The organism is Wolbachia endosymbiont of Brugia pahangi, assembly GCF_012030695.1.
Classification (GTDB): domain Bacteria; phylum Pseudomonadota; class Alphaproteobacteria; order Rickettsiales; family Anaplasmataceae; genus Wolbachia.
Genome location: NZ_CP050521.1, coordinates 368,355 through 384,194 on the forward strand (window position 1 = coordinate 368,355; position 15,840 = coordinate 384,194).

Annotated in this window: 12 protein-coding genes, 1 tRNA gene and 2 pseudogenes; 13 read left to right on the top strand and 2 right to left on the bottom strand. The window is 34.8% G+C overall.

The features are described 5' to 3' along the window. Positions 1-63: 63 nt before the first annotated feature. The gene (locus WBP_RS01800; RefSeq protein ID WP_167895880.1) at positions 64-2,505 is read right to left on the bottom strand and encodes a hypothetical protein; all 2,442 of its coding nucleotides are present in this window, start codon (positions 2,503-2,505) and stop codon (positions 64-66) included. A gap of 271 nt (positions 2,506-2,776) precedes the next feature. Here WBP_RS01800 and WBP_RS01805 point away from each other — a divergent pair. The 4 genes and pseudogenes from WBP_RS01805 to WBP_RS01820 all read left to right on the top strand — a co-directional run bounded on the left by WBP_RS01805 (position 2,777) and on the right by WBP_RS01820 (position 5,840). Then, positions 2,777-2,849: transfer RNA gene (locus tag WBP_RS01805), tRNA-Val, on the top strand. 26 nt (positions 2,850-2,875) lie between these two features. Beyond that, the gene (locus WBP_RS01810) at positions 2,876-3,772 is read left to right on the top strand and encodes a cation diffusion facilitator family transporter (protein WP_167895881.1); all 897 of its coding nucleotides are present in this window, start codon (positions 2,876-2,878) and stop codon (positions 3,770-3,772) included. A gap of 383 nt (positions 3,773-4,155) precedes the next feature. Next, positions 4,156-4,809, top strand: a pseudogene (gene sucA / locus WBP_RS01815) (2-oxoglutarate dehydrogenase E1 component); the annotation flags it as partial. A gap of 122 nt (positions 4,810-4,931) precedes the next feature. Beyond that, positions 4,932-5,840 (top strand): annotated as a pseudogene (locus tag WBP_RS01820) (Rpn family recombination-promoting nuclease/putative transposase). Between the two features lie 701 nt (positions 5,841-6,541). Here the strand turns inward: WBP_RS01820 and WBP_RS01830 are convergent. Next, positions 6,542-7,300: a DsbA family protein gene (locus tag WBP_RS01830; RefSeq protein WP_167895882.1), complete on the bottom strand. Its 759-nt coding sequence runs from the start codon at positions 7,298-7,300 to the stop codon at positions 6,542-6,544. Between the two features lie 178 nt (positions 7,301-7,478). On the opposite strand from WBP_RS01830, the gene WBP_RS05575 reads away from it, so the two are divergent. The 9 genes from WBP_RS05575 to nuoH all read left to right on the top strand — a co-directional run bounded on the left by WBP_RS05575 (position 7,479) and on the right by nuoH (position 15,781). Next, complete coding sequence (locus WBP_RS05575; RefSeq protein ID WP_246166074.1) at positions 7,479-7,922, top strand: ATP-binding protein; 444 nt, start codon at positions 7,479-7,481, stop codon at positions 7,920-7,922. Positions 7,923-8,257: 335 nt separating this feature from the next. Further along, entirely contained in the window at positions 8,258-8,443 is a 186-nt protein-coding gene (locus tag WBP_RS05580) for a hypothetical protein (protein WP_246166077.1), read from the top strand. Positions 8,444-8,735: 292 nt separating this feature from the next. Continuing rightward, on the top strand, positions 8,736-9,074 hold the full coding sequence (locus WBP_RS05585; protein ID WP_225416076.1) for a hypothetical protein: 339 nt from the start codon (positions 8,736-8,738) through the stop codon (positions 9,072-9,074). Positions 9,075-9,100: 26 nt separating this feature from the next. Beyond that, positions 9,101-10,588, top strand: a complete 1,488-nt coding sequence (locus WBP_RS01840; RefSeq protein ID WP_167895883.1) for a UbiD family decarboxylase — start codon at positions 9,101-9,103, stop codon at positions 10,586-10,588. Positions 10,589-10,628: 40 nt separating this feature from the next. Then, positions 10,629-11,156, top strand: a complete 528-nt coding sequence (locus WBP_RS01845; protein ID WP_167896304.1) for a phospholipase D family nuclease — start codon at positions 10,629-10,631, stop codon at positions 11,154-11,156. 104 nt (positions 11,157-11,260) lie between these two features. After that, the gene (locus tag WBP_RS05590; RefSeq protein ID WP_246166080.1) at positions 11,261-11,527 is read left to right on the top strand and encodes a hypothetical protein; all 267 of its coding nucleotides are present in this window, start codon (positions 11,261-11,263) and stop codon (positions 11,525-11,527) included. Between the two features lie 970 nt (positions 11,528-12,497). Further along, a complete protein-coding gene (locus WBP_RS01855; RefSeq protein WP_011256575.1) occupies positions 12,498-12,710 on the top strand; it encodes a hypothetical protein in 213 nt (70 codons plus the stop codon). A gap of 13 nt (positions 12,711-12,723) precedes the next feature. Beyond that, positions 12,724-14,772, top strand: a complete 2,049-nt coding sequence (gene nuoG, locus WBP_RS01860; protein WP_167895884.1) for an NADH-quinone oxidoreductase subunit NuoG — start codon at positions 12,724-12,726, stop codon at positions 14,770-14,772. Then, positions 14,756-15,781: an NADH-quinone oxidoreductase subunit NuoH gene (gene nuoH, locus WBP_RS01865; RefSeq protein ID WP_011256573.1), complete on the top strand. Its 1,026-nt coding sequence runs from the start codon at positions 14,756-14,758 to the stop codon at positions 15,779-15,781. Before nuoG ends, nuoH begins: the two co-directional genes overlap by 17 nt. Positions 15,782-15,840: the final 59 nt, after the last annotated feature.

Below are 15,840 nucleotides of genomic sequence, written 5' to 3' on the forward strand. Positions count from 1 at the left end.
CATAGTAAACTTCATATACATCAAAGAGCTACTGCATTCAAGCAGCAACTCTTTATGTGTTTGTTAGATTAAGCTATGATCATGGTAAATATGATCGCTCGCACAATCAAACATTTTCACTAAGCCATTCTCTAGGTAAAGATCATATTCATTGTGTTGATCTGAAAACGTAGTGCTATCTTGTGCTTCCAAGCTGAAATCACTTATATCTAATAGCAACTCATAGTTTAAGTTGTCTATTTTAGTAATACTACTTATTACCTTACCCTCCTTATTAGATATAGCTAAATCATAATGGTTTCCATCCTTCATTATCTTGATCGATACTTTATCTTCAGGTAACACTACAAGCTTTTTCTCGTTACTATCATGAATTACAAACTTACCATCTTTAAAGTAGTATTTGTCTTCTGACAAAGCACCAACCTTATATTCTGATTCAGCCAATTTATTCCAAAACTTTAACACAGATTGCTTTTTCGCTCCAGCAACTCTATCATACAAGGCTTTCATGTCATAATAATCTATGATTACATTTGCCTTATGCTTTCCCTCTGAATCTCGCTCATAACTTTTTTCTATTTTGAGGATTGTGTCTTTTAGAACAATGTTTTCTTGCCCTTTATTTTGTTCATGTATTACTGGTTTCTTAGGTACTTCTAAGCCAAGAAATGAACCAGTAGGCTGGACTTCAGTTCTATCTTCACTTACTTGTCCTTTTGAACTATAAGACTGCGCTTCATCTTTTTCGTTACCTACTGCTTGTTGCTCATGTTGAGCATGGCCAGACTCAATAGTAATATTTTCCGCGCTTGAGTAGGTTTTTACCCAATTAGAAAACCCTTCTCCTTTTTGAATTTTGTCTTCTTCGCTTTGGTAAATCTTTTGCATCATTTCCTTGAAGTAAAAACGACCATTCAGAGTTTTCCTATCTTCTGTTGCTGCATAGAGCAGGTTATCAATAAAATTTGGATAAGTCTCTTCAATATATGCAATAATTGCTGCTCCTGTCTGATAAGGATCAACAGCTCCTTTGATTATCTCCTCTAAGGTATGTTCCTTATATTCCTCACCAACGAGTTTTGCAAAATCAGCTGGTTTTTCTCCTTCTGTTAAGTGTGTTACGTATTCTGCTAACCCTTCCATTAAAACTTTGCCAAGATCCAGCTTAGAAGTTAAATAGAACGTTAACGCATGGACAAGTTCGTGCTTGATAACGTAGTTATAATCCTTGCAATTCCCTTCTTTATCACCGTTAAAATCACTTCTAGCGTTTTCAGCATGAGAATACATATTACTAATATAGTTATTGTCAGAGAATTGTGCTACACCACCGCCTGGTATATGAGCATCATGATCGCCACTTAAATATTTTTGGTAGCTTTCCTTACTTTCAAACAAGAACAGTCTAAAGTTAGCAATGTTTCCATATACTAGAAGTGGATTATTATCTTTTTTTATTCCAAAGACTTCATTGAACGTCTTCACAGTGTTTTCTAATGATTTTAGGAGACCTTCATTATTAATAACACCATCACCATTTTGATCGGTAAGATCTTCAAAATTTTTGTTCTGAAATAGGTCAATGTTTAGGCTAAACTCATTATCAGCATTATTATCAGTAACGTTTAGATTTATCCTACCCTGGAATGTTAAACCTGTTTTTTGCTCATGATATTCAATAGATCTCTTTTCTCCCTGTACTTTTTTCAGACTTTCGAATTCACTCTCTGTTGGAGGTGCTATACCATACTTATCATATATCTCCTTAATCCGATTAATACTCATACTAGTATGCACAAGCTCTTCAGAGATTTTTTCGTATAACACATGATATTCCACGTCTGTATATCCTTTATTCGCTGGATCACTGAGCCATTCTTTGAGGCTCCCTTGAGGAACCTTTTCTAACAACTCCTTGATTTCTTTTCTATTGATATTACCAAGACTTTCTCTTATTTGTGCCTCAGTTTCGCCTCTCTTGAGCTTTTCAAGAGCATCTGATACAATAAGCTTTTTATATATAAATCCATAATACGCATCTGAATCCGTAATATAATCTTGATAACTTTGATGGTTAACTAAATCTGCCTTTATATATGAAGCTTTGATATTAATCTGATCAGCAATATATCCGTGATCATGATTTCTTACTGAATCTGTTTCATAGTCTACGTAACACTTTATGTCGTCTTTTGGCACAAGAGTAAGTAACTCGTTTACCGTGAACAAAGGAATATCATTTTTCTCACAGAAGTCATTTATTTCCTTAATAGTAAAAGGTTTTTCTATCATCTTCTCAGAGATATCATAGTGTAGCAAATTAAACTGCTCCACCGAAAAATCCCCTTGGACTAGTTTTTCACAAATGAGTTTGTAGAAAGCATGGTCATTTGTGATCTTTATATTTTCAACAGGTTGATCTTCGTTTTCTCTGACCTTACCTGTTGCTTGTAATTCGTCTCTTATAACTCTAGTTCCGCTATTTTGTATATAATTGGACATTTTACTCTCCATTTCATGTTTGATTTTTAAATGTATGTTTCAATCTTAACGTGATCTCTCTAAAAAAGAGTAAATTTCCATACTGGTATAATTTTCATCTTAACAAAAAGATATAAGTAGTTAATTTGATATGTAAAATATGGGGTATAACTAAAGCTTTATGATTTAGCTACAGCTAAATTCTGGCATTATATTGGATAAAGTGACAAGGACAAAAATTTAAAAGCAAATTGACTTTTGTCCCGCTGAAGCACTATACTAAAACCATGATGGGTAATTAGCTCAGTTGGTAGAGCACTTGCTTGACGTGCAAGCGGTCGCTGGTTCGAACCCAGTGTTACCCACGTTTTTGTTCATGAAAAGATTTCACATGACAGCAGTGCACAACGGCAAACATTCAGCAGCAGAGTCTAAGCGCTTAATCTATTCCATAATAATAGTTGCAATAACAATGTTTACGGAAATAGCAGGCGGAATAATTTCACATTCACTAGCTCTGTTATCAGATGCAGGGCATATGCTTACTGACCTCTTTGCCTTGGCTTTAAGCTGGATAGCACATAAATTTTCAGCCAAGAAATCTGATTTGCAAAGGTCATATGGATATCACAGACTGCAGATAATTGCAGCGTTTGTTAATGGTTTAACTTTATTCCTCATTGCAGTGATCATTATAATTGAGTCGGTAAAGAGATTTATTTTTCCAATCAATATTGAGTGGAAAATTATGTTAATAATAGCCACACTTGGACTGGTTGCTAATATCGTAGTCTTTTTCATATTACATGGTAAATGCGAAAATAATATAAACATAAGGAGTGCTGTACTGCACGTTATAGGAGATATTTTAGGTTCTGTGGCTGCTATACTTGCATCAATAATTATCATGCTTACTGGATGGCAAATAGTGGATCCAATTTTATCGATATTTGTCAGTGTGATAATCCTAAATAGCGGCTATAAAATCCTAAAGAATTCTTGTCATATACTTCTTGAAGGTGCACCTGAAGGTATATCTGCTGAGGAGATAAAAAGTAAGATCATATCTGAACTACCTGAAGTGGTAGATGTACACCATATACATGCGTGGTCACTTTCTGATAATTATTTTATAATTACTATGCATGCCAAGGTAAAGGAAAATACACAACGCACTGATATTTTGTATGAAATAAAAAAAATACTGCTAGATAGGTTTGAAATAGCGCACTCCACAGTTGAGATTGAACATGATGAGTGTGCAGATAACAAGATACTTAAACATTGACATTGTAGGCTATCAACAACAGCTGCACGAATGTTGTGATTTGATAAACCAAGATTCAAGTAGCTTATATAAGAAATACAAAAAATTACTTGACACACTTTACCAGCTCTCTTATCATGGCATTAGAGCTGTTTTATATAATTTCCAACCTGTGCAGGTTAAAATGACAAGAGAGTCTTGTATTTTTGCACGTGCACCTTATGTCTTTATAAATCTAAGTTCTCACCTATATAAGCTGAGACATACTTATAAAGCGTTAAGACATCAACCAACGTCAAATTTTTAAAATAAAGAGTTAGTAACTAGCTACTCCGGGTTTTTTATCTTTTTTTGCTTGGCAAATTTTCTAAATATTTGTAGCTGAAGCAATTTAGGAGCAAACGAAAATTATGATCGACCAGTTTATTGCGTCTGCAGAAACAAAGTGGTTGCGATCAAGTGGTTTGGTTTTATTGCTGCCTCATGGCTATGAAGGTCAGGGACCTGAGCATAGCTCTGCGCGTATAGAGAGGTTTTTACAACTCTGCGCGGAAGATAATATGCAAGTAGTTAATTGCTCTACTCCAGCGAATTACTTTCATGTTTTACGTAGGCAAATTCATCGAGACTTCCGTAAACCTTTGATAGTGTTTACACCTAAATCGCTATTGCGTCATAAAAGAGCAGTTTCTAATCTATCTGACTTTAAAGGTGGATTCCTTACGGTAATTCCAGAATATAGGAAGAATTTAGTTTTAGATGACAAAATGCGTAAAGTTATAATATGCGGTGGTAAAGTTTATTACGACATAATTGAGGCATGTGAAGTACAAAAAATAAACGATATAGCAGTGGTACGATTGGAGCAATTTTATCCATTTCCTGCTGATAAGCTAAGCATTGAACTTGAAAAATATGAAAACGCTGAAATTATATGGTGTCAAGAAGAGCCAAAAAATATGGGAGGATGGTTTTTTGTCAACCCATTAATAGAGGAGGTATTACTTGGCCTCAATATTCAAGCAAAAAGGCTTAAGTGCATCACAAGACCTGCTGCTTTTCTACGTTTAACACATCTTATTTTCTCGAAAGAATCGTGAGACAACAATTTAAAACATAAGAGAGTTGAAATTTATATAGAGTAATATATAATTATTAACACCTCTTGATTGTATTTATTATGGCTTTTTCTAAATTTCTCGATCCAAAAAATGATGTAGCTTTTAACGTATCTTTGATACTGAAAAAAATAAAGATATTCTCATTCACTTTCTCAATGATATCCTAGTCTTTACTGGCAAAAGTTAAATAAAGAACATAGAGTGCTTTAAGCACTATAATAGATGCTGAGATTACCTCTAAAAAGCAAAGTATTGTTGGTGTACTTGTAGAGATGAAAATGAGGTGCAAGTAGTTGTCAAAATGTAAGTTGCTAAAACTAAAGGCTTTGAGAAACGTACCCAATACTATGCTGCTAGGGCCTATTCGAGACAAGCTGATAAAGGCAACCAATACCAAGATCTTAAAGAAATGATCTTTATTATTATAGCAGATTGTATCCTATTTCCTAATAAGTCTGAGTATAAATTAAAGCACACTATCAGAGATAAAAAGACTAATGAGCATGACTTGAAAGATTTTTATTCTACATTTGTTAAATTGCCAAAATTTCCCAAAACGAAGGAAGACCAACTAGAAAGTATAGTCGAAAAGTGGGTCTACTTTTTCGATTATGCAGAGGAAACCAGTAAAAGGGAGTTGGAAAGAATAATAGGAAGTGATATAATAATCAAGAAAATATATGAAAAACTAAATAAATTCAATTAGTCAGAAAAAGAATTCATAGCTTATGAGCAAGAGATAAAGCGTATTCATGATGAAAAAGCTATTCTTGCACAGAAGCTTGATGATGCTAGAGATTAAGGTTAAAAATTGGTAAGGAAAAGAGTAGGAGGAAGGAAAAATTGAAGTAGTAAAGAATCTACTTAAAGCAGGTGTATCAATTGATATCATATCTCGAACTATTGATCTTTCTCAAGATGAAATTGTACAACTTAAAGAAGAAGTAGTATCTCTCTTAAACCGCTGAGCTGAGCGGATACAAAACATAAGGTTAGCAGTTGCCTTTAAGCTTGTAATATGATGTAGGTCTATGCTCTATGACTGATGTTTCACTTCCACTAAGGGAATATTGTTCCAGCTGTTGCTGCCGTAGTTATCAATAGAAGCGTTTAAGTAATCTGTATCAAAGTGTGTAGGCGCATCAAATTCAAAAACCTGCCATAATTATTATACCTTTCACTGGTGGTTTCATAAACGTTATTTCTCCCGTTGAATAATTTACTGAATATTCGCTCTTTTCTTTACCGTTCAGGTAAATTTTTACTATGCCATGTACTGGCTTTTAATTGTGCATATATGCTTGTCTTTTCACTTGCATAGGTTTTGGTCAATTGAAATGTTGTGCTGTTCATAACCATTATGGGTAATTACAATGTCGGTAGAAGATTCCAGTCCTTTAGTGAACCCATAGGATATATTTTCTGAAAATGACATATATTCTTCTGTGGAAAAAAATTTAAATAGTTTAATTAAAGAAGTTATGTAAACGTTATAGCTTGAGAGCACTTTATGTAGCTAAATGGGTAACATGAAAATAGCCTAAAACCCTGCTAAAATAGTACATTAGACTAATACTACGTGTCATTACTTATATAGTATATCACATCTATAATTACTATACTCAAACTTGCTTAGGTTGTCAAGTAAAGAAATAAAATTTTATAACAATTAGTTTTGTTTGTGGCTTAATTCGTCTACTTTTTTGCGTAATACATCCAAATCGGTTGCTCCTATAAACAGACTGTCTCCGATTATTAAAAAAGGTGTACCACCTGCTCCTAGTTCCCTGACTAAAAATTTGCTATCATTTATCATTTGCTCAATTTTGCCTGCATTATTTTTCATAGAATTATTGAAGTTATCCTCATTTATTCCTATGCTTTTTACTATGTCCAATATATTTTCATCTGAAAATTCTCCTTTGTGATCTAAGATGGCATAGTGAAAATCGAAATATTTTCCTTTATCAATAAAATAGACAGCTAAAGCACTTTTTGCTGCCTTTAAAGAGTTGTTACCAAGTATTGGAGTATCCCTAAAGATGTACTTAATTTTGCCGTCATTGATTAACTGTTTTATGTCATCTTTTATGGCTTTACAATATCCACAAGAATAGTCAAAAAATCCTACAGCTATAATATTGCTATTTTCATTTCCTAAATAAGGATAAGCGAGGTCAAATATTTTATTTTCGTACTGTAAAATTTTACCTTTAGTTGCGTTATCCCGAGCAGCGTAACTGCTTTTGATTGATTCTTCACGGAGAATTTTGATAATCTTGTCAAAATTTCTACTTATATAGTTATCTAGTCTCTCACCTATATAATCATCGTTTAGAGTTTGATTGTGATATGAAAGCCAATTGTTTATTACTGGTAAACTTGCTATCACTATTATTAAAATCAATAAAAATGGTATTCTAGACATAAACTTATTAAAGGACCTACAATATAAAATTTTTAATATACATTTACTTCTATACTAAAAAAAACATTTTATATTAATATATAAAAATATTTATATCAAGTGTATGTTATAGCTAATTTTGCCACAAGTGCAAACTTTACGCAGAGGAACTCAATCATAGAATTCATCAAAGGACTTGATGATCAGGTGGACAAAGCGTGTTAGAATGGCCAATTATAAAGTGCTCTATCTTTTACTGCCACGTATAGCGATTGTAAATATGGCGGTAAAGAAAGTCAATTATCTTATAAACGCCTGTATAATGCTAACAAGCACGACGTTAAGTTATATGAACGGACTAATAATTGGTAGAAAAAAGGAAATAGCCATTTTAGAAAATAGGCTTCGTTTCCAATCTGCTGAATTTATTGCTGTTTATGGTCGGCATCGTGTAGGAAAAACATATTTAATAAAACGATTTTTTATCCAATATTATTGTGTAATCATATTTGAGCAGACAGGCCTTAACAAAGGTAATCTAAGTGAGCAGCTTGAAATCTTTGCAGAATCATTGTCTAGAGCTTTCTACAGAGGTGCAAAAAGGCTGTGCCTGAAAACTAGATGTATGCATTATATCAATTAATACTTACTATTAATAACACAAGTAAAAATGATCAAGTTATCTTATTTTTTGATGAATTGCTGTGGCTAGCTATAAGAAGATCTGATTTTCTAAAAGAATTAGAATATTTTTGGAATATAAGTTGACATACCAGGAAAGGGACTTATTTTGGTTGTGTGTGGTTCAGCGGCTTCTTGGATGTTAGAAAGTATAATTTATACCAAAGGAGAATTGCATAATTGTATTACTGCAAGAATACCTCTTTGCAACCTTTTAACTTATGTGAAACTAAAGAGTACCTAAGATATTTAGGAGTCAGCCTTAATCACCAACAGATATTACAGATTTATATAGCTATGGGAGAAATACCGTATTATCTTAAGGAAATAAGCAAAGGACTATCAGCAGCACAAAATATTAATGTGATCTGTTTTCAGAGGGATAGTTTATTATTTGATGAATTTGATATTCTATTCCATTCTTTGTATGAAGAGCCAGAGACATATCTAAATATTATTCGTGCGATTGCAAAAAAACAATAAGGAATCAGCAGAAAAGAATTTACGGAAATAACTAAAATTGCTGAGGGTGGTCGCTTAACCACTAAATTAAGGAGTTTAGAAGAAGTAGGATTTATTAGTGGTTTTTGCCGCTAAACAAAGGAAAGAGAGGGGTATATTATAGAGTAATTGACGAATATATATTATTTATCTAACATGGATTGAACTATTTAAGGAAGTAATAAAAAGAGCAATAATAAGTGATGCTCACTATTGGGAATTAGCGATAAAGAAGCCAGCCTGGCAAACATGGACAGGGCAAACATTTAAAGTGGTGTGTTTTAAACATGCTAATAAGATTAGAAGAAAATTAAATATAGAGTATATAGCAGTCATATGTGGAGATTGGCAGTATCAACTAGAAAAAAACAGTAAAGGAAATGGTGCTCAGATTGACTTAGTTTTTGATCGAGAAGATGGATGTACAATGCTCTGTGAAATAAAGTATAATGATAAACTTTATGTGGTAACAAAAGAATTTGTTGAACAGTTAAAGAGAAAGAAAGCAGTTTATAGAGAAAAAAAGAGGCCAAAGAAGCAGATATTCTGGGTGTTAATTGCTGCAAATAGAGCTTCTGAGAACCAATATCTAAAAAATATGGTATATCAGTGATTACACTAGAAGATTTGTTTTAAGTTATGTACAACAATTTACGCGACTTCATTGAAGCCTTAGAGAAAAAAAGGGATTTGATTAGGATTAAGAAAGAGGTTTCAACGATTCTTGAAATGACAGAAATTCACCGCAGAGTTTCGTTAAACAAAGGACCAGCTATCATTTTTGAAAATGTTGTCACAGAAAATGGCAAAAGTATGATTCCGGTTTTGGTAAATTTATTTGGTACCATTGAGAGAATCGCTTTTGGGTTGAACATAAGCCCTGGTGAACTAAGAGGTCTTGGTAAACTTTTGGCATTTTTGCAATCACCTGAGCCGCCAAAAAACCTCAAAGATGTCATAAAAATGTTTCCTCTGCTAAAAGTTGTGTTGTCAATGCGAAGTAAAATCGTGAACAAAGCTCCATGTCAAGAAGTGGTGTTAACTGGGGATGATGTGGATCTCAGTTTGCTGCCCATTCAGACATGCTGGCCAAATGAACCTGCACCACTTATCACTTGGCCGATTGTGATAACAAAAGGGCCAACGGAAGACAAACAGGATAATTTTAATCTTGGAATATATCGTATGCAGGTCATGGATAAAAAAACGACTCTAATGCGCTGGCTTGCGCACCGTGGTGGGGCAAGCCACCATAAACGATGGAAAGAGAATGGGCGAAGTATAAAGTTTCCTGCTGCTGCTGTAATCGGTAGTGATCCTGCAACACTTATTGCTGCAGTAACTCCGGTGCCAGAAACATTGTCGGAATACCAATTCGCTGGACTGCTGCGAAAGAAGCCCCTTGAACTTGTAAATTGTAAGACTATATCACTTCAAGTGCCAGCTCACGCGGAAATTGTTCTGGAAGGCTATGTGAGTTTAGATAGCTATCGAAATGAAGGGCCATACGGAGATCACACAGGTTACTATAATTCTGTTGAGCAGTTTCCTGAGTTTAATATTACTGCAATTACAATGCGCAAGAACCCGATTTATCTTAGCACTTTCACTGGCAAGCCACCAGATGAACCATCAATTCTTGGTGAAGCACTCAACGAAATTTTTGTGCCGATTCTTATCAACCAATTTCCGGAGATAGTGGATTTTTATCTGCCGCCAGAGGGTTGTTCCTATAGAATAGCAGTAGTGTCAGTAAAAAAATCTTATCCTGGACATGCGAAAAGAATTATTATGGGCATACTTTCTTTTCTCAAGCAGTTTTTATACACAAAATTTATTATAGTTGTTGATGACGACATAAATATACGTGATTGGAAGGAAGTTATGTGGGCAATATCGACGAGAATGGATCCTGTACGTGATACGGTCATGATAGAGAATGCCCCAATTGATTATTTAGATTTTGCCTCTCCTGAAAGTGGGCTTGGAGGTAAAATGGGATTTGATGCAACAAACAAAATGCCACCTGAAACTAAACGGGAATGGGGAAAGAAGATTGAAATGAGTGAAGAAATAGTAAAAAAGGTTACAGAGAAGTGGGAGGAATATGGATTGACAGATGATTAAGCTATGATGTAGCTTGTCACCATATATTCAGGTGTGGGTTGTGAGGCTTTTATACCTTTTATTTATGTTAGTATGTTTTTTTCTGTATTGCTGTACGGGTCGTGTGCTTTCACCTTGTCCAAGAGCTAAGGTTTGCTTTTCACCTGGAGAAGACTGTGCTGTACTGATAATCAGTGAAATAGACCAATCTAAAGAATCTGTCTTAGTTCAAGAATATACGTTTACTCTTGAAACAATTGCAAGGGCTTTGATTAATGCTAAAGAACGTGGCGTTGATGTTGAAGTCATTTTAGATAAATCACAACTTCACTCAAAATATAGTGTTATCAATAAATTATTTTCAAATGGAATACCAGTTTGGATTGACGATAAGCCAAAAATCGCCCATAATAAGGTAATAATTGTTGATAATCAAAAGGTCATCACAGGATCATTTAACCTTACTAAGACAGCTAAAAAAGGGAATGCTGAGAATTTATTAATTATTAAAAACTATCCTGAGTTAGTTCAGCAGTATGTGAAAAACTGGGAGATACGAAAGTCGCAATCTTACAAATACGCTTCCTAGATACTTGCTAAAGGATAGTTAAAAAGGGTTTTTTAGTTGATTGGTATAATTATGTATGGTATGGTAAGTTCAGGACTTTAAGAGTTAAGTAGTGGGTTACATAAATGATGTTTCTGGTAGTTACACTGCCACTCATGATTTTTTTTAATAACGAGGTAGGGAACTATAAAGTTCAATTCAGTTACGGTTGTGTGTATTATGCCACTAATGAGTACGTACATGCTGGAGATAAGTTCTATTCTAACTATTTTATAGACTCTCATTATAGCAGGGAGATAAACATGTATCCTCAAAGTGAACTCTTAGCTAAAGAATATGTTGGGAATACGCTGCCTATTTTGATATCACTGGATAAGGATTTGATAAAATAAAGAAATATCAGAAAAAAACGAAGTTTGTAAAATTAGAAGGAGAGTCCGGTGATTTAGTGTACGGTAAGCAAAAGCATATAGAGTGCTACACAATAAAGTTATCATATAACGATGTTCATACTTGTGGTAACAGCAAAATTTCAATGCTTAACATTAAATATGATATGCCAAACGATCAGAGATGCAGTTTGAGTGTAACCTTTACGAAAGTTAATAATAATGGCCTGGGTTTTAGCAGAAGTTTAAAACATATTTTAGCTAAAGTAGCGTTACTTCTCAGTGGGGGATTTTGCAGGAGAATGATGAATGTTTGCTTTTTAAAACGATCTGCTAAAATTGTACGAATGTTACAATATGTACATAGCAAATGGTGTCATACCAGCACCTTCTTCTCCTGTTATTCCAGTGCGTGACACTGGAATCTAGTAAGTTTATTTACCGTTTTCTATCATCCTATGGTTTTTCAGTATGAGAAACCAGCATCACGCGCTGGGGTATCGCAGCCTCTACGTTATCTCGCAATTCATTTGTGGCATCTCTAGGTCCTGCTAACAAGTAGCGGGGTGACAGTAGCTACAAACATTAAGAGATTTATTAAATAGAAAAAAAGGCAAAAGATATCTCGAGCAGATAGTGTTTACTCTCTAATCTTGCAAATTGGCGTACTATACTGTCTTAAATGCTTTATAAGCGCGTTCCAGCTTATATAGGTAAAAACCTAAGAAATATTGTAAAGAAGTAAGGGTGCACATAGTGCAAAAAATTAAACATAAGATGCTAACTACGTGATACTTTGTTATTTAATCTGCACAGATTAAAGATGACTGAATACTTCAGTGCTATAGTGGTTGGCAAGATTTGTTAAGTAGCTTTTTGCATTTCTAGCTATTCATTAAAACTTTAAAGTTATTTAATATTGACGCTATACACTTAAGTCTTAAAATAAAATAAGAAGTTTTTAGGAGTTCATATGGCAGCAGACGGAAAAGCGAAAACAGCTAGTAAAAATAACCCTACTCAACGTAAAAAAGCAGAACAAAAAATGTATAAAAATAAGCCAGTAAAACCGGTCAGATATATAGACCGTGATTCACGCATGAATTATATATCTGCTCAATATGATAATGGCAATCTAGTTGAAGATGAAGTGAGCGGTAACCCTATAAAGTGGGAAGCTGTATAGTAGGTTTAAACTTGTGGTTAAAATTACTATTAATTCTCAGGAATGTGAAGTAAAGCCTGGGCTTACTATAATTCAAGCTTGTGAAACCGTGGGCGTTGAAATTCCACGCTTCTGTTACCATGAGCGTTTAGCAATTGCAGGTAACTGCAGAATGTGTCTGGTTGAAGTGAAAGGTGGACCTCCAAAACCAGTAGCCTCCTGTGCAATGCCAGTTGCAGAAGGTATGGTTATTTACACTGACACCCCTAAAGTCAAAAAGGCACGTGAAGGAGTGCTCGAGTTTTTACTAATCAACCATCCGCTTGATTGTCCAATTTGTGATCAAGGTGGTGAGTGCGATTTGCAAGATATAACTGTGGTCTATGGAAAAGGAAGCAGCAGGTTTGATGAGCATAAAAGAGCTATACCAAAAAAACATTTTGGGCAACTGATTGAAGCTGCGATGAATCGATGCATTCATTGTACTCGGTGTATCAGATTCTTGTCTGACGTTGCAGGTACAAACGAACTTGGAGGAATTGGAAGAGGAGAGAATATGGAAATCAGCACTTACATAAAAAAACACATTAGCTCTGAATTATCTGGAAATATAATAGATCTTTGTCCTGTAGGGGCTTTAACTTCAAAACCTTACTCTTTTACAGCACGTCCATGGGAGCTATCACACTGTGAAACTATAGATGTACTTGATGCTGTGGGAAGCAGTATTAGAGTTGATTATCGTGGTCCAGAAGTTATGCGAATACTGCCAAGACTCAATGAAGAAGTAAACGAGGAATGGATATCAGATAAAACTCGTTTTGCTTATGATGGACTCAAAGTGCAACGCCTCGATCAACCATATATAAAGAGAGACAATAGGTTAGTTCCAGCTGATTGGAACGAAGCACTAACTGTTGCTGCAAAAAAACTAAGGAGTACAAAACCGAACAAAATAGCTGCCATTGCAGGCGATTTAGCGGATTGTGAGTCTATGCTTCTACTGAAAGAAATTATGCAGAAGCTCGGTTCATCAAATATAGATTGCAGACAGGATGGAGCAAAACTTATACCAAATAATCGTGGGTCATATGTATTCAATACCACTATCGAAGGTATAGAAAATGTAGATCTATGCCTACTTATAAACACAAATCCCAAAGTAGAGGCACCTATTATTAATGCGCGTATAAGAAAAAGATATTTACAAGGTAATTTTCCTATTGCAAGCATCGGTCCTGACATTGAATACTTATATCACGTTGAAAAGTTGGGTAATAATCCTGGTGTTTTAAATGAAATAGCAAAAGGGAATCATAAATTTTGCAAGCTGCTTAGCGCTGCTCAGAACCCTATGCTCATTATCGGTCAAGATGCATTGACAAGGGATGATTCTGAATCAATTTTAGCTCTAGCTGGTGCAATCGCAGAAAAGTTTAACATGGTTAGAAATGACTGGAATGGCTTTAATGTGCTGCATAAAGCTGCAGCAAGAGTTGGTGGACTAGATATTGGGTTCGTTCCTAAAAAAGACGGAAAAAATATTAACCAAATACTGGAACAAGCAGAAAGTGGCGAGATAGAAGTTGTTTATCTTCTCGGTGCAGATGAAATTAACACATTAAAATTAGAAAATGCTTTTGTGATTTACCAAGGCCATCATGGAGACAGAGGGGCACACGTGGCAGACATTATCTTACCTGGAGCTGCATATACAGAGAAATATGCAACTTATGTAAACACTGAAGGGCGAGTGCAGAGGGCAAAGTTAGCTGTATCTCCCCCTGGTGAAGCAAAGGAGGATTGGTCGATTATTAAGAATTTATCCCAATATTTGGGTCTTTCCTTACCATATGATAGTTTATTTGACGTGAGAAAAAAGTTAGATGCTATTGGCCCACAATTTAGAAACACTGATCAAGTGGTAAAAAACAAATGGATATCAATTACCTGCAACGAGATAAAATTAAGTAGTGTACCTTTCTTCCTAAAAGAGTGTAATTTCTATATGACAGATTCAATAAGTCGTGCTTCGAAAATAATGGCAAATTGTACTAAGGCTTTTTATGAACACGCTAGTTAATATCTTATTTATTATGATACCGCTACTGTTCTCGGTTGCATATTTAGTGTACTTTGAGCGTAAAGTCATTGGTGCAATTCAACTGAGACATGGTCCAAGCGTGGTTGGACCTTTTGGACTATTACAGCCATTTGCAGATGCTATTAAGCTACTAGTCAAAGAACCGATAATACCGTTTAGAGCAAATACCATATTGTTCATAATGGCTCCGATGCTTACTTTTATTTTAGCATTAATTGTTTGGGCAGTAATACCATTTGGCGCTGAAGTAATTACGGAAAACGGACAGCAGATAGTGATTCCTAAAGTGATAGCAAATGTTAATATTGGAGTACTCTATGTGTTAGCTATATCCTCTCTAGGGATATATGGCATTATTGTTGCAGGCTGGTCAAGTAATTCCAATTATGCATTTTTGGGTAGCATAAGGTCAGCTGCCCAGATGATTTCATATGAGGTCTCAATGGGCTTAATAGTGGCCACAGTTGTGATTACGACTGGTACGCTGAATCTTGGAGAGATGGTAGCTACAAAACACAGTATGCCGTTTTGGATTGATTTGCTAATGATGCCCATAGGAGTAGTGTTTTTTATTTCTCTACTTGCAGAAACTAACCGTCACCCATTTGATTTACCAGAAGCCGAGGCAGAACTTGTTTCTGGATATAATGTCGAGTATTCGTCAATGCCTTTTGCTCTCTTTTTCTTAGGGGAATATGCAAACATGATTTTAGGAAGTGCTATGATGACAATATTCTTTTTAGGAGGATGGTATCCTCCACTAAAGCTTAGTTTACTGTATAAAATACCAGGATTAATTTGGTTCGTTTTAAAAATAGTTTTGCTACTATTTATATTTGTTTGGACTAGGGCAACAATACCTCGTTATCGATATGATCAGTTAATGCGTCTTGGTTGGAAAGTGTTTCTACCAATATCTGTGCTTTGGGTAATACTCATTTCAGGAGTACTACTCTTTACTGGAAATCTGCCGGGTCGAGGGTTATAAATATATGTGCTGATTACTATATTAAAAAATTTTTGATAAATTTTGTATCATAGTATATA